Annotated in this window: 20 protein-coding genes; 18 read left to right on the top strand and 2 right to left on the bottom strand. The window is 52.5% G+C overall.

All coding sequences use genetic code 11. From position 1 onward, the window contains the following. Window positions 1–126: 126 nt before the first annotated feature. The 11 genes from C6I21_RS03325 (at window position 127) to C6I21_RS03375 (ending at window position 10,026) form a co-directional block, all read left to right on the top strand. On the top strand, window positions 127–438 hold the full coding sequence (locus C6I21_RS03325; protein ID WP_105958024.1) for a hypothetical protein: 312 nt from the start codon (window positions 127–129) through the stop codon (window positions 436–438). Window positions 439–578: 140 nt separating this feature from the next. Continuing rightward, complete coding sequence (locus C6I21_RS03330; protein ID WP_105958025.1) at window positions 579–1,064, top strand: hypothetical protein; 486 nt, start codon at window positions 579–581, stop codon at window positions 1,062–1,064. A 281-nt stretch (window positions 1,065–1,345) separates the two neighbouring features. After that, a complete protein-coding gene (locus tag C6I21_RS03335) occupies window positions 1,346–1,912 on the top strand; it encodes a DUF2087 domain-containing protein (RefSeq protein ID WP_105958026.1) in 567 nt (188 codons plus the stop codon). 77 nt (window positions 1,913–1,989) lie between these two features. Further along, window positions 1,990–3,192, top strand: coding sequence for an MFS transporter (locus C6I21_RS03340; protein ID WP_105958027.1), 1,203 nt, complete (start codon window positions 1,990–1,992; stop codon window positions 3,190–3,192). 222 nt (window positions 3,193–3,414) lie between these two features. Continuing rightward, window positions 3,415–4,125 carry a CoA transferase subunit A gene (locus tag C6I21_RS03345; protein ID WP_105958028.1) on the top strand — a complete coding sequence of 237 codons (711 nt, stop codon included), beginning with the start codon at window positions 3,415–3,417 and terminating at the stop codon, window positions 4,123–4,125. Between the two features lie 3 nt (window positions 4,126–4,128). Further along, a complete protein-coding gene (locus C6I21_RS03350) occupies window positions 4,129–4,803 on the top strand; it encodes a 3-oxoacid CoA-transferase subunit B (protein WP_105958029.1) in 675 nt (224 codons plus the stop codon). Between the two features lie 16 nt (window positions 4,804–4,819). Next, entirely contained in the window at window positions 4,820–5,590 is a 771-nt protein-coding gene (locus C6I21_RS03355) for a 3-hydroxybutyrate dehydrogenase (RefSeq protein WP_105958030.1), read from the top strand. A gap of 116 nt (window positions 5,591–5,706) precedes the next feature. Beyond that, window positions 5,707–6,885: a thiolase family protein gene (locus tag C6I21_RS03360; RefSeq protein ID WP_105958031.1), complete on the top strand. Its 1,179-nt coding sequence runs from the start codon at window positions 5,707–5,709 to the stop codon at window positions 6,883–6,885. Window positions 6,886–6,924: 39 nt separating this feature from the next. Beyond that, window positions 6,925–8,208, top strand: a complete 1,284-nt coding sequence (locus C6I21_RS03365; RefSeq protein ID WP_105958032.1) for a GntP family permease — start codon at window positions 6,925–6,927, stop codon at window positions 8,206–8,208. 167 nt (window positions 8,209–8,375) lie between these two features. Beyond that, window positions 8,376–8,855, top strand: a complete 480-nt coding sequence (gene rlmH, locus C6I21_RS03370; protein WP_105958033.1) for a 23S rRNA (pseudouridine(1915)-N(3))-methyltransferase RlmH — start codon at window positions 8,376–8,378, stop codon at window positions 8,853–8,855. Window positions 8,856–8,919: 64 nt separating this feature from the next. Further along, entirely contained in the window at window positions 8,920–10,026 is a 1,107-nt protein-coding gene (locus tag C6I21_RS03375) for a hypothetical protein (protein ID WP_105958034.1), read from the top strand. A gap of 141 nt (window positions 10,027–10,167) precedes the next feature. Here the strand turns inward: C6I21_RS03375 and C6I21_RS03380 are convergent, their stop codons facing one another. Continuing rightward, entirely contained in the window at window positions 10,168–10,806 is a 639-nt protein-coding gene (locus C6I21_RS03380; RefSeq protein WP_105958035.1) for a hypothetical protein, read from the bottom strand. A 308-nt stretch (window positions 10,807–11,114) separates the two neighbouring features. Here C6I21_RS03380 and C6I21_RS03385 point away from each other — a divergent pair, with 308 nt between their 5' ends. The 7 genes from C6I21_RS03385 (at window position 11,115) to C6I21_RS03415 (ending at window position 19,080) form a co-directional block, all read left to right on the top strand. After that, window positions 11,115–12,173 (top strand): LytTR family transcriptional regulator DNA-binding domain-containing protein, encoded by a 1,059-nt coding sequence (locus C6I21_RS03385; RefSeq protein ID WP_105958036.1) that lies wholly within the window; start codon window positions 11,115–11,117, stop codon window positions 12,171–12,173. Window positions 12,174–12,371: 198 nt separating this feature from the next. After that, complete coding sequence (locus C6I21_RS03390) at window positions 12,372–13,220, top strand: ABC transporter ATP-binding protein (protein WP_105958037.1); 849 nt, start codon at window positions 12,372–12,374, stop codon at window positions 13,218–13,220. Beyond that, entirely contained in the window at window positions 13,220–13,918 is a 699-nt protein-coding gene (locus tag C6I21_RS03395; RefSeq protein WP_105958038.1) for an ABC transporter permease, read from the top strand. Before C6I21_RS03390 ends, C6I21_RS03395 begins: the two co-directional genes overlap by 1 nt. A 117-nt stretch (window positions 13,919–14,035) precedes the next feature. Next, window positions 14,036–14,713, top strand: coding sequence for a response regulator transcription factor (locus tag C6I21_RS03400; RefSeq protein ID WP_105958039.1), 678 nt, complete (start codon window positions 14,036–14,038; stop codon window positions 14,711–14,713). 1 nt (window position 14,714) lies between these two features. Beyond that, window positions 14,715–15,716, top strand: coding sequence for a sensor histidine kinase (locus C6I21_RS03405; RefSeq protein WP_105958040.1), 1,002 nt, complete (start codon window positions 14,715–14,717; stop codon window positions 15,714–15,716). Window positions 15,717–15,814: 98 nt separating this feature from the next. Further along, complete coding sequence (locus C6I21_RS03410; protein ID WP_105958041.1) at window positions 15,815–16,498, top strand: ABC transporter ATP-binding protein; 684 nt, start codon at window positions 15,815–15,817, stop codon at window positions 16,496–16,498. After that, window positions 16,495–19,080, top strand: a complete 2,586-nt coding sequence (locus tag C6I21_RS03415) for an ABC transporter permease (RefSeq protein ID WP_105958042.1) — start codon at window positions 16,495–16,497, stop codon at window positions 19,078–19,080. The genes C6I21_RS03410 and C6I21_RS03415 overlap by 4 nt, the downstream gene beginning before the upstream one ends. Before the next feature lie 173 nt (window positions 19,081–19,253). Here C6I21_RS03415 and C6I21_RS03420 read toward each other — a convergent pair whose 3' ends face one another. Next, the gene (locus tag C6I21_RS03420) at window positions 19,254–19,544 is read right to left on the bottom strand and encodes a helix-turn-helix domain-containing protein (protein WP_105958043.1); all 291 of its coding nucleotides are present in this window, start codon (window positions 19,542–19,544) and stop codon (window positions 19,254–19,256) included. Window positions 19,545–19,628: the final 84 nt, after the last annotated feature.

Below are 19,628 nucleotides of genomic sequence, written 5' to 3' on the forward strand. Positions count from 1 at the left end.
GATGACACACCCTAACCTTGAAGTTTGTTCAAAACAGAAATGGACTGCGAACGCTTAATCATTCAAGAATCCCACTCTTCACACCGTAAGGTGTAGAGCTTGCCCCTTTAGGGGTGGGAGTGTCAAATGTTTGACTATGAAATGTCTGAACTTTTTCCCACTGATCATGTTTATTCGGTTGTTCGAACTCCTGAACACATGCGATCGGGCCTAATGGTGGGCTCTTCTGAAATCCTTGAAGAAGAAGGGATAACAGATAATATCTGGCCTTTTTTTAAGGTGAAACATTCTTCACTGTTAACTTGGACTAGAAATGCCGTGGATATACACATGCCAAAACAGAAAAAACCAAATCATTATGTGTATGTTACCGTAGATGAAGTCGTTGAAGTGATTGCAGATAGAGATCCGAAAGTGACCATTCAAACCAAAAAATAGATCTAAATACGATACCTCCAATTTCTGGTGCGATGACATTACACACATCACATAGTACTAAACAAGCAACATTCTCTGTAGCTGCACGAAAGGAGAAAATCAGGTACGAATAAAAATAATTTTATACGAGAAGCCATTCAATGGAGGGGTTTAAAATTATACCGTTAGTTTTTTGGAATCCTATTCCGAATCACACATTAAGCATCTCTGGAAAGCTTGGTGAATATGATGCAATGCAACTGTACTCTATAGCACAAGGACATGAGCTTCATATTGTTTTGGAAGATAATGATTATTTTTACTTGATTGATTATGAACGGCCTGAAATTCCTAATGCGGAAGGAATTGAGGGGGATGTCTATGCTGTTGTTCAAACTCCTGAGGTCATGCGATTTGATATAAAAAGCACTGCTGATGACAAGCTTAACGAAGTAGGGGTAACAGAGTACTATTGGCCTTTCTTTAAAATGGAGGATTCTTCCTTACTGGCATGGACCAGGGAGGCAGTGGGAATCTTTCTGCCACCAGAAAAAACGGCGTATCATCATGTGTATGTTACCGAAAGTGATATAGTTGAAGTGATTGCAGATAGAGATCCGAAAGTGACCATTCAAACCAAAAAATAGACAGCTGCACGAAAATAAAATCGTCCTCCTTCGTATTGGTTTCAGGATACGGAGGAGGACGTATTTATTGACCGTCTGCATGGATCTGCTCCAAGAACGCCTCCACTTCTTCGAGTCCTTCACGCACACCCTCTATATAGTATGCACAATTTCAAAATCTCATCGTTTTGAAAGACAGGCTGCTGGTTTTCAAAGGTGCCGGAAGAAACCAACGCTCTTTACAAATGTATCTATTTAGACTAATGTCTAAATAGATACATTTGTAAAGGGAGGGAAGGATCATGCAGCTGGACCGGCTGGAAGCTTTTCATAAAGCGTTAGGGGATAAAAATCGGCTGCGGATTGTGGCGATACTGCAGCGCGGGGCGAGAGCCGGCGGGGAATTGGCAGAACAGCTGCAGTTAAAACACGCGACTGTTTCCCATCACCTTCATAAATTGAAAGATGTCGGCCTCGTGTACCAGCGGCGCGACCGGAATACAATTTACTATCATCTGCACGAGAGGCGGTTAGAGCAGATGGCAGTCTCTGTGACGAAGATCGGACTGCGCACGGATCCGGAGCTGTTCGTCAGTGAGGAAGAGAAAGCGGCGGTACTGCAGTCCTTTCTTCATCCGGACGGAACCGTCAAGGCGCTGCCGGCCAAACATAAAAAGCGGCTGGTCGTATTAGCCTACCTCTCCGAGCAGCTGACCGAAAAAACGTATACCGAAGCGGAAATGAATCAAGTGCTCGCCGCGTGGTATGAGGACACCGCTTCCCTGCGGCGGGAATTAATCATGAACCATTTCTTTTACCGGGAAAAGGGATATTACGAACGGAATCCAAAAGAAATGTGGGTCATTTAAGGCTGGTAAACTGCCGGCCTGCTTTTCAACAATCTATTTAGATAATTATCTAAATAGATGAAAGAGGAGGGATCGTGATGTCGATACTAAAAAGAGAAAAAGACTATGCGGCGCTGTTTTATGCAGCGCTTCTGAACGGCACCGGGCACCGCTTTTCCCAGGTAGCCATTCTCGCGGCCGTTTATCTCTATTCAGAATCCGGAACAGCTGTCGGCCTGCTCATGGCCTGTCTCGTGGTGCCGGCAGTCGCCGCCGCGCCGCTCGCCGGCGTGTTATCGACCCGGACGACCATCATCAACGTCCTGAGAGTCATCGATGCGCTCCGTGCCCCCATCGCGCTGCTGCCACTCACAGCAACAGCCGATACGATCTATCTTTATTACATCACGACCGCTGTCCTCTCGTTTGGGCAGGGCGTTTACCAGCCGCTCCGCTTTGCCGCGATTCCCGCACTGGTCGACCGGAAGCACATTCGACGGGTGAACGGCATGGAGCAGACGATGACAGGGTTAACCTTAATCGTCGGCTCGGTCAGTGCCGGCATACTGGCATTTGTGTTCGGCACCGGGCTGCTGTTTCTTCTGCACGCCCTTTTACTCGCAGCTTCATCCTGTACGCTGCTCCGCTGCCGGCCGGTGAAAACGGCGGTTGATCCCCGCGTCACGAAAGCGAAAGCGATTCCGCTGTCCTTTTTCCTGCGGATTTCCCTGATGAGAAGCCTGCTTCTTATTATGCTGCTGATGCCGCTCGCGAACGGCGTCGACAACGTCATTTTTAACTTGTTTGCCCTGGACATATTTGAAGCAGGTGATTTGGGTGTCGGCATAATGTATGGAGCACTCGGTACAGGGTTAATGCTCAGCACGCTGTTTGCCGGCATGATGAAAACCCATCTGATCACACTCGGCATCGTCACGATCGCGCTGGAAGGCGCGGGCCACCTGCTGCTGAGTACTTCCTCCATGCTCGCCGTCGGTGCTCTCACCGCCGTCGGTATCACATTCGCAGCGGGAATCAGCAATATTTGCTTTGATACGGTGATGATGAAGGCCTTTCCGGAGGATAAGCGGGGTCCGCTGTTTGCCATGCTTGCGATGATCCAGCAGGCCTCCATGGGGCTCGCGATGATTGCAGCAGGCTTTTCAGCCGAGCTTCTGACACCGCCTCAGCTCGCGGCTGGAGTCGGCGTCGTCTACCTGCTGTTTTCGGTTTTGTTTGCCGGCCTGCTTCGCAGCCTCTCCATCAAACGGTCGATGCGTCAGCTGCGTGAGCCGGCCTGATGCATCCCGCCAGCCTTCCGTCCAGATTTCCGGAATCGTGTCCAGAAATCTGGACTCCCTGCCGCACCTGCATTTTTGTAAGGGTTTTCATCCCTTTCACAAAAGTCATTCCAGAAATCTGGACAGCGCCGACACAATTTTGACACAAGCAGGCGGCACGGCGCCTTTTCCTTTCTTGGCACGCTTTTTGCATTACAGGAAGGGGGAAGGGAGCGTGACAATGTGAAACAGATATATACGTCATTTGATGAAGCAGTACAGCATATTCAGGATTATTCCACGATCATGGTCGGAGGGTTCGGGCTCGTCGGCATTCCGGAGAACCTCATTCTCGCCCTCGTCCGCTCGAACGTCCAGCACCTGACCGTCATCTCGAACAACTGCGGCGTGGACGACTGGGGGCTCGGCCTGCTTCTCGAAAACAAGCAGATCGATAAAATGATCGGCTCCTACGTCGGCGAAAACAAAGAATTCGAGCGCCAGGTGATCGCCGGGGAGCTGGAAGTCGAGCTCACCCCGCAGGGCACACTCGCCGAGCGGATCCGCGCAGGCGGCGCCGGCATTCCGGCCTTCTACACCCCGGCAGGCGTCGGCACCCCGCTCGCCGAAGGAAAGGAAGTCCGCACGTTCGACGGCAAAGACTACCTTCTCCAGACCGGGCTGAAAGCAGACGTCAGCCTCGTGCGCGCCGCAGAAGGCGACACCTACGGCAACCTGATCTACAACAAAACCGCAAGAAACTTCAACCCGATGATGGCAGCGGCAGGGGACATTACGATCGCAGAAGTGGAAGCGCTTACCGAAGCCGGCACGCTGCATCCCGATCACATCCATACCCCCGGCATCTACGTCCAGGGTCTCATTGAAGGAAAACAGGAAAAACGCATCGAACGCTACACGATCCGCGAACGCACCGCAGAAGGAGGAAACTAAACGATGGCCGTACAAAAAGACAAAGCAGCACTCCGTGAACAGATCGCCCGCCGCGCCGAACAGGAAATGGAAAGCGGCATGTACGTCAACCTGGGCATCGGCATGCCGACGATGGTCGCCAACTACATCGATCCGGACAAACAGGTCGTCCTCCAGTCCGAAAACGGCCTCATCGGCATCGGACGCTTCCCGTACGAAGACGAAGTCGACCCCGACCTCATCAACGCCGGCAAAGAAATCGTCACCGAAGCCAAAGGCGCCTCCTACTGCGACAGCGCGGAATCCTTCGCCATGATCCGCGGCGAACACCTGGATCTCGCCGTCCTCGGCGGCATGGAAGTCGCAGCCAACGGCGACCTCGCCAACTGGATGATCCCCGGCAAAATGATCAAAGGCATGGGAGGCGCCATGGACATCGTACACGGCTCCAAAAAAGTCGTCATCATCATGGACCACGTCAGCAAACACGGCGAACCCAAAATCGTCCAGGAATGCAGCCTGCCGCTCACCGGCACCGGCGTCGTCGACCGCATCATCACCGACCGCGCCGTCATCGACGTCACCGAAACCGGACTCACCCTCGTCGAAACCGCCCCCGGCTGGACGATCGACGAAATCACCGAAGCCACCGGCGCTCCGCTCGCCGTCGCAGAAAACGTCAAAGAAATGACCGTCTAAAAAGGAGAGAACCCCCATGACACAAACCGTCCTTATTACAGGAGCAGCAAGCGGCATCGGCTACGAAATCGGCGCAGCATTCGCCCGTGACGGAGCCCATGTTGTACTGAGCGACATCAACGAAACGAAGGTCCGGGAAGCGGCACAGGCCCTGCAGGAAGGTGGGCACGACGCCCTCGGTCTCGTCTGCGACGTGACGAAGGAAGCCGACATTCAAAAGACGATCGATACCGTCGTGGACACTTACGGACGTCTCGACGTTCTCGTCAACAACGCCGGCCTGCAACACGTCGCCGCGATCGAAGACTTTCCAACGGAAAAGTTCGAGCAGATGGTGCAGATCATGCTCACCGCGCCGTTTGCGGCAACAAAGCACGTCTTTCCCATCATGAAAAAGCAGGGATTCGGCCGGATTTTAAACATGGCCTCGATTAACGGCGTCATCGGCTTTGCCGGCAAAGCGGCCTACAACAGCGCGAAGCACGGCCTCGTCGGCCTGACGAAAGTGTCCGCCCTGGAAGGAGCAGAGCACGGCATCACCGTCAACGCCCTCTGCCCGGGCTACGTCGACACGCCGCTCGTCCGGAACCAGCTGAACGACCTGGCCAAAAACCGCGGCGTTTCCACAGAAAAAGTGCTCGAAGAGGTCATCTACCCGCTCGTGCCGCAGAAGCGGCTGCTCGCCGTGCAGGAGATCGCCGACTACGCACTGTTTCTCGCGAGCCCGAAAGCAAAAGGCATCACCGGACAGGCGGCCTTAATCGACGGCGGTTACACGACGCAGTAGAAAAGCAGAAATAGACCGGATGGAGCTGCCGGACGGAAGAGGCGCGGCCACCGGTGAACATACCGACAAGCACCGAAGGCAGATAGAAACGTTCGTTTTATAAAGGAGAGGTTACGATGACACACGTGTATGTACTGGAAGGGGCGCGGACGCCGTTCGGCACGTTCGGCGGGGCGCTCCGGGATGTGCGTCCGACAACGCTTGGTGTGACGGCGGCGTCGGAGGCGATGCGCAGAAGCGGCGTGGAGCCGGGGCTGGTGGATTTTACGGTAATGGGGAATGTGATTCATTCGTCGAAGAATGCGCCGTACCTGGCCCGCCATATTGCGCTGGAGAGCGGGGTGCCGGAGTCGAGTCCGGCGCTTGCGGTCAACCGGCTGTGCGGCTCGGGCATGCAGGCGGTGATTTCGTCGGCACAGTCGATTCTGCTCGGCGACGGGGGTATCGCGCTCGCCGGCGGCGTTGAGAGCATGAGTCAGGCGCCGTACGCGCTGCACGGGAGCCGGTTCGGCACGAAACTCGGTGCGCCGAAGCTTGATGACATGCTCTGGGCGGCGCTCACGGACGAGCATATCGGTGCCGGCATGGGCATCACCGGGGAGAACCTGGCGGAGAAATACGGCATTACGCGCGGGGAGCAGGACAACTACGCCGCACGGAGCCACAAGCTCGCAGCAGACGCCCGGGCGTCCGGACGCTTCCTCGAGGAGATCGCTCCGGTGGAGTATGAGACGAGAAAAGGAACGGTGCGTGTCGACGCCGATGAAGGGATCCGCGACGACACGACGGTCGAGAAACTCGCCGGATTGAAGCCTGCCTTTCAGAAGGACGGCACCGTCACCGGCGGAAACGCAAGCGGCATTAACGACGGAGCAGCAGCACTCGTACTCGCCGAGGAAGACGCGGTCGAGAAGCACGGCCTCACGCCGGGCGCGCGCATCCTGTCCTGGGCCGTCACCGGCGTTGACCCGCATATCATGGGCATCGGCCCCGCACCTGCGATCCGTCAGGCTGCGGAAAAAGCCGGCCTCGATATTTCGGATCTCGACCTGATCGAAGTAAACGAAGCCTTCGCGGCCCAGTACCTCGCCGTCGAAAAAGAGCTTCAGATCGACCGGGACAAAACGAACGTAAACGGCGGAGCCATCGCCCTCGGTCATCCGATCGGCGCAAGCGGCAGCCGCGTGCTCTACACGCTGATGAAGGAGCTCGAACACCGCGGTGCGCGGTACGGAGCGGCGTCTTTATGTATCGGAGGCGGACAGGGCATCGCCGTCATTCTGGAACGTGTGTAACACCGTGTTTCACGTGAAACAGACAGAGGGGGAATAGACATGCTAGGTATTTTTCTCGGTCTCGCGACACTGATGATCCTCGCCTATATGGGCTGGTCGATTATCTGGGTGGCGCCGATCGCAGCCGGCGTCGTCGCACTGACCGGCGGACTCGATTTACTGGAAGCGTACCGCGACACGTACATGGGCGGCTTCGTTTCATTTGCGCAGGACTGGTTCCCGGTGTTTATGCTCGGAGCCATTTTCGGAAAGCTGATGGAGGATACGGGCATGGCCCGCTCGGTCGCTGTGGCGCTGACGAAAGTAATCGGTACACAGCGCGCGATTCTCGGCGTGCTCGTCTCCGCAGCGGTACTGACGTACGGCGGGGTGAGCCTGTTCGTCGTCGTGTTTGCGGTTTATCCGCTCGCGCTGTCTCTCTTTAGAGAAGCGGACATTACGCGGAGGCTCATTCCAGCCACCGTCGCACTCGGCGCGTTCACGTTTACGATGACCGCGCTTCCCGGATCGCCGCAGATTCAGAACCTGATTCCGATTCCGTACTTTGAGACGAGCGCAACCGCAGCGCCGCTCATGGGAATCATCGCGGCCATCGTCATGAGTGTCGGCGGCTACCTGTACCTGCGCTGGCGGGAAGGAAAGCTCCGCGATGCCGGAGAGGTATTCACCGAGCCGAAGGAAAAGCAGAAGGACAGCGGTCCGGAAAGAACACCGACATTTCTTCTGTCGGTGCTGCCGCTTCTTACCGTGCTTCTCACACTGAACCTGCTCGACTGGGATATCGTCGTCGCGCTCTTATCCGGTATTATTTTGATCATGCTGTTAAACATAACGATGGTGAAACATTTCGTTCCGGCGATGAACAGCGGGGCCGGCGGCTCGGTCATTGCCATCATTAATACGAGCGCTGCCGTCGGTTTCGGTACCGTCGTCCGCGAAGTGCCCGGGTTCCAGAACCTGACCGAGCTTCTCATGGGCGTGCGCGGCAACCCGCTCATCTCGGAAGCGATCGCCGTCAACGTCCTCGCCGGTGCCACGGGCTCCGCTTCCGGCGGGATGGGCATCGCGCTGGAAGCACTCGGCGCGCAGTATTACGAGATCGCCATGAACACCGGCATCAGCCCGGAAGCGTTCCACCGCGTCGCCTCGCTTTCCTCCGGAGGCCTCGACGCGCTGCCGCACAACGGAGCCGTGCTCACACTGCTTGCGATCACCGGCATGACCCACAAGGACAGCTACAAAGACATCTTCGTCGTCGCCGTCCTCATCCCGGTCATCTCCGTCGCCGTCGTGATCCTGCTGAACACGATCGGTATTTTATAAGGGAAAGAAAGGCAGTCCTTAGCGGGCTGTCTTTTTCTATGAGGTATGGCAGGAAAGGGTGAATGTCGAAAACTTGTTGTAGATAGAGGAAAATAGCATGCATGGAGTTTTTTGGAGGGAAGGCGCTGCGTGGTACACTAGAGAAAATCGCAGCAAAGGAGTCCACTATGCAGATTACGATTATCAGCGTCGGCAAACTGAAAGAAAAATATTTAAAGCAGGGCATCGCCGAATTTGAAAAGCGGCTCTCCAGCTACTGCCGCCTGCAGCTCGTCGAAGTAAACGACGAACAGGCCCCGGAGACGATGAGCGAGAAGGAAGTGGAACAGGTCAAAGACAAAGAAGGGGAGCGCATCCTGAGCAAAGTCAAACCCGGCCAGCACGTCATCGCGCTCGATCTAGCCGGCAGACAGCGCACTTCGGAAGCCTTCGCCCGCGAGCTGGAGCAGCTCTCCATCCACGGCAAAAGCCAGATCGCCTTCATCATCGGCGGATCCAACGGTCTGAGCCAAAGCGTCCTTTCCCGCGCCGACGACCGCATCAGCTTCTCCCACATGACCTTCCCCCACCAGCTCATGAAGCTCATCCTCGTCGAGCAGGTGTACCGCGCGTTTCGGATTATGAAGGGGGAACCGTATCATAAGTAAATGAGGTTTTGGAGATGATGGGTAATTTTTAAGGATTGTTGTATTATATGAAAGGAGATAACTTGTGAGTGATCTGAAAACAATTGAATTGAAACAAATTGCATACCAAGAATTATTAATTGAAGTTCAAGAAGTATATGAAGTGTTGCATAGACTAAAGAATTCAGATGCTAAAATAACTGCCTACATTTCAACGTCTCTTATTCCTTATTTATGCTTTTTGTGTGATGGTTTAGATTATTTTCATAAAGGAACGAACAAAGTTCATTCAAATTGGTACAACGATATAAAAGGAAACTCTGTACAAAAATTAGTTAAAGAAAATCGTAGTGCTCTAAAGCTATACTCAGATTACAAAAAAAATAAAGTTATTCCAAAATTAGAAGATGACACAGATCTTTTTAATGAATTATTAATTGGCAATTATAATTTAATTCAAAAAGCAATTATAAAATCATTTGGGCAACATGATTTAGGAATTTATTCATTTAGAAATATAGATTATGCCAATACTTACCAGCTGTTTAAAAATTTAAACACTCTGTATTTTGATAATGAAATTATTGACTCTGTAATAAAAGAGTTTGGCAGGATTCTTGCAAATTATATTTCCAAAGCAAGTATCTATCCAGTAAGCAAGTCTCCACATCAAATTTTTTCTTTTACAGATAATTTTACTCACCAAGACGTTTACTTTAAGGACTCTAAGCGTTTTAATGCTTTTAATAATAAAGAAGATAAATATTGGCAACTATTTTTATATAATTATTACTGTCAAAATAATTTCATTAGAGACATTTTGCCGGTGGTATTAGGAGTCCGTAGAAATTTCTACTATCGAATGAAATTTTGTTCCTATCTATTGTCAATAAAGGGGTTGGATTTATTGTTAAAGAAAGTACCAAAAATTACAGAAGAACACCCTAGTATTATCGAATTAATTAATGCTAGGGAAACTATTGTTCCAATAAATTCTGATTTAAGAAATAACCTTTTCCATTATGGTATTGCAAACATTCCATATGAATCATTTGACGAAAACAAAAATCTATTAACTCAAATAGTAGAGTATTCAGTCATGAGACCTTTTGAAGAATTCGATAATTTAGTCGATCAAGAATTAGATAAATACCAAAAATTAATAAGTGAAATTCTATTTAGATTTTCCTAACCTCTATCGATGGTATAGTAAGGGTGCTTACGGTAGCGGAAGCACCCTTACTAATGAAAAAATGTGCGTACTACGTATCGAGTAATGGCGGACTTGGTTCGGTGGAGGCTGTAGATACATAGAAGCGATGGCTTATACATGCTATAGGCTGCCGTCGAGAAATGCGTTCCATTTTAGCCGCGTTGCTCGTTCCACGCTGCCTGCTGCGGCGCAGAGTCCGAGGCCGATGTTCGTCCACATGGGCAGATGAATGGGGGAGTCGAAGGTTCCGAAGTGTTTAGCTGCGGAGGGAATCTGTGTAACGGATTCGATCACTTGAGGGACAGCGAATACGATTGGGAGGAGAACCATCCCTAACGAAACCACTCCGATCCACCGGCTTAGCGTCGGATGCTCTCGGTCAAGGCGGGCACGCCGGCCTTCAGCAGAACGTGGATCCGGGATAAGTGGCTGCACCGTTCCTTCATCCGTGACGAGGTGACAGCGCTTGAGCCCAAAAAGGCTGGAAGCAACCTCGATCCTGCCTCCTGCCAAGGGAAATGAGGCCGGGAGTCTGGATACTGCGTAATGTTTGCCGTCGAGGTATAGGTGGGCCTTTCCTTTACCATCATTGGAGAAAAACTGCTGCCAATAGGATACGTCAACAGCTAACACCATTTGCTGACCCATCTCGTTTGTCAACGGCAGGTAAAATAGGGCGCGGGAGAACGGCTGCCACCAGCGGAACTTCTTCAGCGGTCGTCCGTTCCCGGCTTTATATTTTCTTTTCTGTGTGAACATTTCCTTCCCACCTTTCAGTATGATGCTGCTGCGGTCATTCGCTGCCTGACCTTCTTCGTTTGTTGCTTTTCCTGCATGTAAAGGATTTCTTTATGACAGAAGAATAAATCTCCTTGTTAGTTTAAAAGGAACGTATGATTACAGCATTAACTGGAGAGTGAAAAGAAGAAAGATTGGAGTGAATGGAGCTGTGTGCCTGTGAAGGCTTCATATCAACGGTCAACATATTGCAGAACGTATGTTCCTTTTTGTGTGCTTCCTCGAGCAAGCGGATGGAAAAGAATTTGATTCATTCTGGAGTGATTTGAATGGCAGAGCAGCCCGTCCTTTCCATACAAAACCTAAGTAAAATCGATAGAGATAAGGTATGGTTTCATCCCTTCAGCTTCCAGCTGAATCAGGGGGAAGTAGCCGCTGTCCAATGCGACCATATAGTAGGAAAAGTATTACTTGGCATCTTAACCGGACAGGACGCTGGTTCAGGGACCGTTTTTTATTTTGGTCAAACGGACTCCCTCCCTTCGCGCTGGAAGCAGTACAGTCACCGAATTGGATTGGTGCAGCATGAGGAAGGGATTTATGATCGGTTAACCCCTTATGAATATTTGAAATTTTACCAGCGTCTGTACGGCCAAAAGACAGATATTGAGGCATGGTTACATAAAATCAATTTGTTCGGTAAAAAGGCGCAAAGAATTAAAATGCTGACGTTTTCAGAAAGAAAGCGTCTGTCGTTTGTCAGGGCCCTTCTTCACCACCCTGATCTGGTAATTTTGGAAGAGCCGGACCAGAATATTGACTTAGAGAGCAAGGTGATCCTCCGGAGTTTAATTCATGCGTACAAAGCAAAAGGGGGAGCTGCTTTCATTCTTACGAGTAATATGGAGAGCGCCATCCTTATTACGAATGATGTATACCGTTTACATGAAGATGGATTAAAGAAAATGGATGTACAGGAGTCGGAAGAGCAGGAGGAAGTCGAAGAACAGGATGACATGAACCAGTCGGAGCCTGAAGCGAGCTCCCAGGTTCATTTGGAAAGAATTCCAGCGAAGGTAAAAGAAAAAATCATCCTGTTTGATCCTACAGAGATCGACTATGTGGAAAGCGTGGATGGCACGGTGCAGCTGCACGTGAAAGGAGGATCCTTTCCGTGTACAATTACGCTGCAGCACTTAACGGAGAGACTGGAGCCATTCGGGTTCTTCCGCTGCCACCGCTCCTATATTGTGAATCTGCAGAAGGTGAGGGAAGTAATGACCTGGACGCGAAACAGCTACAGCTTAATTCTCGACGACACGAATAAAAGCAACATCCCATTATCCAAAGGAAAGCTGCAGGATCTAAAGGATGTATTGCGGATGTAAACAACTATTTCCCGGGAAATAATAGCGAATGATTCTTTGGAAAACCGGTCTGGTGCGTCAATTTCTCGTTCTGTTCACAGGCTTATAGCTCCATTCATCCCATTATCTACTCTTTCTATGCTTGATTTAATGCTGTTATCATCAGCTCCTTTTAGACTGAAGGTAGTCATTTGCGAAAGCAGGAAAGGGGAAATAATGATGAGCGAGATTATTGAAGTGTCGAATGTTCGTAAAGATTTTGACGGGAAGCGGGCGCTGGATGATTTGTCGTTTTCTATTCAGGCGGGAGAGACCTTTGGGTTTTTAGGGCCAAGCGGCTCAGGAAAAACGACCACCATTAAGCTGCTGACAGCTCAAGAAGGTTACCAGTCTGGAAGCGTCCAAGTGTTTGGAAATGCTGTAGAAGCTCTAAAGGATCCAAAGCAGATGAAGCGGATTGGCGTACTGACAGATAACACCGGCCTGTATGAACGCTTAACGGTAGATGCCAATTTAAAATTATATTGTAATCTGTACGGCTTGTCCTATAGCCGTATTGCTGAAGTGCTGCATGAAGTCGGGTTAACGGGAGAAGAATCGAAGGTGGTCAGTAAGCTGTCGAAGGGGATGAAGCAGCGGGTGACTCTGGCCCGGACCATCCTGCATAAACCCGAATTGTTATTTCTGGATGAACCTACGTCTGCTCTGGACCCGGTCAGCACCGAACGGATTCACTGTATACTGCGTACGTTAAACGAAGAAGGGACCACCGTTTTCCTAACGACCCATGACATGTATGAAGCGGAAAGAATCTGTGATCGTGTCGCTTTTTTAAATAAAGGAAAAATTCAGCTGCAGGGGCCGCCGCGGACACTGCGGGTCAATCATTCGGACTCTTCCATCCTTCTTTTACTGAAGGATGGAAGGGAACAGCTTGTCGGTCAGAATCCCGAAGGAGCAGAGCGCATTCGGGAAGTGATCGCCAGTCAGCAGCTGGCGTCGGTGCACTCCAATGAACCGACCCTGGGAGACATTTTTGCCAGAGTCACAGGAAAGGAGCTGTTCTAATGACTTCGATCAGACGCATCCAGGCCGTATTTATGAAGGATTATCGTGATCTGCTGAAAAATGCGTATATGCTCTCGACGGCAATCGTGCCGCTGTTCTTTGCTTTCATGTTAAACCAGGAAGGAGAAATCGAAACAACAGCTGCCTTTTTACCCATCATCCTGTCGATGGTAATCGTTGGTTCCTTCATTCAAGCAGGAGTCATTGCGGAAGAAAAAGAAAAGAACACCTTGAGGGGGCTGCTTCTTTCTCCATTAAACACCACGGAAATTTTTATTGGAAAAAGTTTACTTTCAACGGTTCTCAGTATTATGATGATTGTGGCGGTCATTTTCATCGGGAACATCTCTATGCCAGATCAAACGCTCCTTGCAGCTGCAGCGACACTAATAAGTCTCGCGGTATTTATCAGTCTCGGGACCATCGTTGGTCTTGTTTCCCGAACAGTCATGGAAACGTCGGTTATTGGCATCCCTGTTTTATTTATTTTCGGTATGGGAGAGATCATTCAAACGATGATTGAATCCGAACTGGTCATTGACGTGATGGGCTATCTGCCGGATCAACAATATGGCCAGCTGCTTCTAAACCTAAGGGAAGGCCAGGCCGTTGGGGAACCTTTCTTCGTATTATCAATGTGGGTCGTGGTAAGTGTAGGATTGACCATCCTTATATATAAAAAACGCCGGTTTGATTAATGATACCGGCTTCGATCCCATGCTGCAGCCGGGCCCCAGCTCTCCGGCTGCATTTACTTTTCTTTCCTGCAATTGTATAGTAAGTGTGTTTACGACTACGGAAAACGGGGTGAGGATGTGCGAATCTTACTGGTGGAGGATGACCGGACGATTGCGTCGGGGCTGCAGTATTCGCTGGAGCAGGAGGGCTTTTCGGTGGTGCTGTGTGCCGACGCGGCGTCGGCGCAGGAGGTGATCCGCGGGGAGCTTGGTTCGATTGATTTGTGTCTTCTGGATTTGTCGCTGCCGGATGGGAGCGGCTATGATCTGTGCCGTATGATTAAAGCAGCGGGGGATACGCCGGTGATGTTTCTGACAGCGGTCGACGAGGAAGTGAACGTCGTTATGGGGCTCGATATGGGAGCGGACGACTACATCACGAAGCCGTTCCGCGTGCGCGAGCTGATCTCCCGCATCCGCATGGTGCTCCGCCGCTATCAAAAACAGCCGCAGCATGTCATTCAGCTGAAGCACGTGACGGTACATACACTCGAAGGGAACGTCTACAAACACGGCGTGGAAGTGGATATGACGGCGCTGGAATACCGGCTGCTCCTCATTTTTGCAAATCATGTCGGCCAGGTGCTGACGCGGGCGCAGCTGCTGGAGCGCATCTGGGATGTGGCGGGGGATTTTGTGAATGACAACACGCTCACCGTCTACATGAAGCGCCTCCGGGAGAAGCTTGAGGAGAATCCGCACAAGCCGGAGATTATTAAAACGGTCCGCGGCATCGGCTACAAGGTGGACGGCTGATATGCTCCGCAACCGGGAAATCCGCCTGCTGCTTCTCGTGATGATCGGCATCAGCGCCGCAGCGTCGGTCCTCGCTCTGCTGCTGCCTGCTGCGGCGCCGGTCCTCGTTCCGGTACTTGCCGTCCTTTTGATCGGCGCGTCGCTGTTCTTTACGTTCCGGCGGTACAAGAAGCTGGAGACGCTGTCCGGCTATTTGAAAAAAATCAGCGCGGGCGACGTGTCGCTCGACGTGCGGGATAACGAAGAGGGCGAACTGAGCATTTTGAAAAACGACATATATAAAGTGACATCGATGCTCGCCGAGGAGCGTTCGGGGCTGAAACAGGACAAAACGGCGCTGACCGAAGCGATCTCGGACATTTCACATCAGCTGAAAACGCCGGTGACGTCAATGGTGATTATGGCGGATCTTCTCCGCGCGCCGGAGCTTTCCGAGGAGAAGCGGCGGGAGTTTACGAACAACATTTCCGTGCAGCTGGAGCGGATCGAATGGCTCGTCTCGGCGCTGTTGAAGCTGTCTAAAATCGACGCCGGCTCGATTCAGTTTAAAAAGGAGACCGTACTGCTCAAGGACCTGATTGCCAAGGCGCTCGAGCCGCTGGCTATTCCGGCTGAGCTGAAGGAGCAGTCGCTTCTCGTCCACGGAGAGGACGGCGCTTCGTTTCAGGGCGACGTGAACTGGACGGCGGAAGCGCTGATGAACATCGTGAAAAACGGCGTCGAGCATACGCCGGCAGGCGGGACGATTTCAGTGACCGCCGCAGAAAATGCCCTCTACTCGGAAATCGTCATTCAGGACAGCGGGGACGGCATCCCGAAAGAGGATCTCCCGTATATCTTCCAGCGGTTTTACAAAGGCCGCCATACCGGGGAGGACAGCGTCGGCATCGGGCTGGCGCTTGCCGAGCGGATCATTACCGGCCAGCAGGGGAATATCGACGTAAAAAGCCGGCCGGGGGAAGGGACGACGTTCCGCATCACGTTTCATAAGCACGTGTTTTAACAAGACGCCGGGTGACAATATTGTCACTTTGGAGTCACCGGATCGTCATGCTGCCCGTCTATGCTGAACGTATCCTAACGCAGTGGAGGGCATCATTTATGGACATTTTACACGTAGAAAACCTGTCGAAGGTGTACGGCAGCGGCGATACCGCCGTCAAGGCGCTCGACAACATCTCTTTCAGCATCAAAAAAGGCGAATTCACCGCTATTATCGGGCCGTCCGGCTCGGGAAAATCGACGCTGCTTCACCTTCTCGGCGGCGTCGACCGTCCGACATCAGGAAAGGTCATCGTCGATCAGACGGACATTTACAGCCTGGACGAAACCCAGCTCGCCATTTTCCGGCGCCGGCAGATCGGGCTCATTTACCAGTTTTACAACCTGATCCCGATTTTGACGGTGAAGGAGAACATGACGCTTCCGGTGCTTCTGGACCAGCATGAGGTGGAAGAAAAGCACCTGCAGGACATCATCACCGCGCTCGGGCTCCAGGACCGGCTCGACCACCTGCCGAACCAGCTCTCCGGCGGCCAGCAGCAGCGCGTCTCGATCGGACGGGCGCTCATCAGCCATCCGACGGTCATGCTTGCCGATGAGCCGACCGGCAACCTCGACAGCAGAAACAGCCACGAAATTATGGACCTGTTGAAGATGTTTAACAAAACCTTCAACCAGACGCTCGTCGTCATTACCCATGACGAGCAGATTGCGCTGCAGGCGGACCGCGTCATCGCGATTGAAGACGGCGTGATTGCCAAAGATGAGGTTCTCCGGCCATGAATATCATCAACCAGCTGACGCTCCGTCACTTAAAGCAGAACCGGCGGCGGACGCTCGTCACCATTTTCGGTACAATCATTTCCGCGGCCATGATCACTGCTGTAGCCACGCTCATCATCTCGTTTATCGACCTGCTCGAGCGCCAGCACATTCATGACCACGGCGAGTGGCACGTGCAGTACGCAGACATCCAGGCGCATCAGGCCGAGGCGGTCCGCAGCGATGAGGCAACGGACGAACTGATCCTCTCGCGCGACCGCGGCTATGCAGTGTTCGAAGCGAGCACGAACCGCTACAAGCCGTATGTTTTCGTCCGTGAGCTGAATGAGAGCGGGCTCGACCGGATGCCGCTTTCCGTCCAGGAGGGGAGGCTCCCGGAAGCGCCCGGGGAAATCGTCCTCTCCGAAGAAGTCATGAAGGCGGAAGAAGCATACGCCATTGGCGGAACAGCCTCCTTCGACGTCGGCCGGCGCGTGCTGCTCGATGAGCCGGACACGCCGGCTGATCAGGAGATGGGACTGCACGTCGTAGACGATGAGCGGAGAGAGGAGATCCGCGGCACCAGGGAAGAAATGTACACCATCGTCGGCGTCATCGACCGCCCGCTGTGGGAGCCGTCCTGGTCGCCGGGGTATACCGCGGTGACGTACATGGATGACAACTCTCTCGCCGGAACCGGCGCCGTGAACGGGCTCGTGCTGTTAAACGACGTGGACCGGTCGCTGTATGACCATGCCTACGAGGTGGCCGACGAAGCGAACATCAATCCGGAGACGGTGAGCTTCAATCAGGAGCTGCTCCGCTTTATGGGAGTTTCGAACAACGAAAACATCCAGACGACGATGTATTCCCTGGCAGCTATCATTATGGGGATCATTCTCTTCGGCTCCGTGGCGCTTATTTACAACGCATTTGCCATTTCCGTTTCCGAACGTGCGCGGCATCTCGGCATGCTCGCAAGCGTCGGCGCGACGAAAAAACAGAAGCGCAACTCGGTGTTTTTCGAAGGAGCAGTCATCGGTCTGATCAGCATTCCGATCGGCGTGATTTCAGGGATCGGCGGCATGGCCGTGACGTTCTGGTTTGTGAACCGGCTTCTGAGCGAAGCGCTGAATGTCTCCGTGCCGCTTCTCGTCCGCGTCACACCGGGCATGCTGCTGACGGCGGCTGGGATTTCGGCACTGACGATTTTCATCTCCACGTACCTGCCGGCGCGGAAAGCGTCGAAAATAGCAGCGATCGATGCGATCCGGCAGACGAACGAGGTGAAATTGACGACAAAACAGGTTCGCAGCTCCCCGTTGACGCGCAGGCTGTTCGGCTTTGAAGGCGAGATTGGATTAAAGAACATGAAACGGAACAAACGAAAGTACCGGGTGACGGTGTTTTCGCTCGTCGTCAGTATCATTCTGTTCCTGTCTGTCTCCTCCTTTACCGATGCGCTCACAAAATCGATGACGCTCTCGCAGGAGGAGCTGAACTATGATATTCAGGTCAGTCTGAATGACGCGGACGAGGATTTCACCGAAGCGGTCACGTCGCTCGAGGAAGTGACGAGTGCGGCGGTCGTGAACGAAACCTTCTACTCTGCGATGGTGGAGGAGGAGCATCTGGCAGCGCCGCTTCAGGAGCAGGTAAGCGAAGCGCCGGATCTGTTGGAGGATGGTCGTTTTCCCCACTTTGTCAATGTGTATGGGCTGGATGAATCGTCCCTTGCGGCGTATGCCGAAACGATCGGCGTGGACGTGGAGGCGCTCGCTCCGGGGGAGGACCTCCCGGCGGTACTCATCGATACGATGGTATATGAGACGGGGACACCGACGCGGCGCGTGGAGGCGGCACCGATCCAGGCGTCGGTGGGCCGCACGCTGGAGCTGTACGCGGAGGACATGGAGACCGGTGACAGGCTGCCGGCAGGAGAGGTGACGATGGCGGCGCTGACCGGGGAGCTGCCGACCGGGGTGATGACCGGCGGGCCCGGCCAGCTGGCGCTGATCGTGTCCGAGGAGGTGTTCGAGGACTTGACGGTGGAGGAAAGCGTTGAGACGACGTCGTATTTGTACGTGGAGAGCACGGATCCAGAGAAGACGCAGGAGGACATCGAGGCGCTGTCGGACTCGTACCTGTCGATCTACAACGTGCATACGTCGCGCGAAGGGCAGGAGCAGCTCGTCCTCCTCGTCCAGGTGTTCACGTACGGCTTCATTGCACTGATTACGCTCATTTCTGTGGCGAATATTTTCAACACGATTTCGACGAGCATTGCGCTGAGAAAACGGGAATTTGCGATGCTGCAGTCGATCGGCATGACGCCGGCGTCGTTCCGGAAGATGATCCACTACGAGAGCATTTTCTACGGATTGAAGGCGCTGCTATACGGCCTTCCGGTCAGCATCGGCATCATGTATCTCATCCACCAGTCGGTGAACACGACGTTTGTTTACAGCTTTACCCTGCCGTGGCTGAGCATGCTCTACGCAGCGGCTGCCGTGTTCGCCGTCGTCGGCGCATCGATGCTGTATGCCACCGCGAAGATCAAGAAGGAAAATATTATCGACACGTTGAAGCAGGAGAATATTTAACCGCAGGAAGCGCCTCTTTTTTCGGAAAGGGGCGTTTTTTCGCTGCAGTCAGCTGAGGCCCTGCACCCAGCAGGCGGTTGTTGTCATTGGCAGAAGCCGACCACTCATACAGAAAGCCCTCACCAAAAATGGTAAGGGCTTCTTTTTCTTCTGGTTGTCCCAGCCTGTTGTTATTATAACGATACTTTATCATTCGTATCCGTTGGATGCTCTCCAATGGAAAAGGTCGTGTGCAGTACGTTAGCAATGGCTAATAATGTGGAGACTTGAGGGACGGTGATCCCCGCTTCAATCCGGCCGATCGTTGATTTAGGTTTGCCAATCGCATCGGCGAGTGCCTGCTGCGACAACCCTTGTTGCTGCCGTTTCGTTTTGATGGCTGCTGCCAGCGCTGCTTCCTGCTTTAACCGATCAATATGCGCTTTTCCTACAACTTGTTCATAGTTGTTGAATGCATGACTCATGGATATCTTCTCCTCTATTTTAAAGGCCACTGTAATCTTTTTACATTTGTTCCGCAGTTATTATATTTATATGATAGCACATAA

Source organism: Alkalicoccus urumqiensis (genome assembly GCF_002993335.1).
Classification (GTDB): Bacteria; Bacillota; Bacilli; order Bacillales; family Salisediminibacteriaceae; genus Alkalicoccus; species Alkalicoccus urumqiensis.

Coding starts and splice junctions, on each gene's coding strand:
- C6I21_RS03325 (WP_105958024.1), top strand. CDS start 127: ATGTTTGACTATGAAATGTCTGAACTTTTTCCCACTGATCATGTTTAT.
- C6I21_RS03330 (WP_105958025.1), top strand. CDS start 579: ATGGAGGGGTTTAAAATTATACCGTTAGTTTTTTGGAATCCTATTCCG.
- C6I21_RS03335 (WP_105958026.1), top strand. CDS start 1,346: ATGCAGCTGGACCGGCTGGAAGCTTTTCATAAAGCGTTAGGGGATAAA.
- C6I21_RS03340 (WP_105958027.1), top strand. CDS start 1,990: ATGTCGATACTAAAAAGAGAAAAAGACTATGCGGCGCTGTTTTATGCA.
- C6I21_RS03350 (WP_105958029.1), top strand. CDS start 4,129: ATGGCCGTACAAAAAGACAAAGCAGCACTCCGTGAACAGATCGCCCGC.
- C6I21_RS03355 (WP_105958030.1), top strand. CDS start 4,820: ATGACACAAACCGTCCTTATTACAGGAGCAGCAAGCGGCATCGGCTAC.
- C6I21_RS03360 (WP_105958031.1), top strand. CDS start 5,707: ATGACACACGTGTATGTACTGGAAGGGGCGCGGACGCCGTTCGGCACG.
- C6I21_RS03365 (WP_105958032.1), top strand. CDS start 6,925: ATGCTAGGTATTTTTCTCGGTCTCGCGACACTGATGATCCTCGCCTAT.
- rlmH (WP_105958033.1), top strand. CDS start 8,376: ATGCAGATTACGATTATCAGCGTCGGCAAACTGAAAGAAAAATATTTA.
- C6I21_RS03380 (WP_105958035.1), bottom strand. CDS start 10,806: ATGTTCACACAGAAAAGAAAATATAAAGCCGGGAACGGACGACCGCTG.
- C6I21_RS03385 (WP_105958036.1), top strand. CDS start 11,115: ATGGCAGAGCAGCCCGTCCTTTCCATACAAAACCTAAGTAAAATCGAT.
- C6I21_RS03390 (WP_105958037.1), top strand. CDS start 12,372: ATGAGCGAGATTATTGAAGTGTCGAATGTTCGTAAAGATTTTGACGGG.
- C6I21_RS03395 (WP_105958038.1), top strand. CDS start 13,220: ATGACTTCGATCAGACGCATCCAGGCCGTATTTATGAAGGATTATCGT.
- C6I21_RS03405 (WP_105958040.1), top strand. CDS start 14,715: ATGCTCCGCAACCGGGAAATCCGCCTGCTGCTTCTCGTGATGATCGGC.
- C6I21_RS03410 (WP_105958041.1), top strand. CDS start 15,815: ATGGACATTTTACACGTAGAAAACCTGTCGAAGGTGTACGGCAGCGGC.
- C6I21_RS03415 (WP_105958042.1), top strand. CDS start 16,495: ATGAATATCATCAACCAGCTGACGCTCCGTCACTTAAAGCAGAACCGG.
- C6I21_RS03420 (WP_105958043.1), bottom strand. CDS start 19,544: ATGAGTCATGCATTCAACAACTATGAACAAGTTGTAGGAAAAGCGCAT.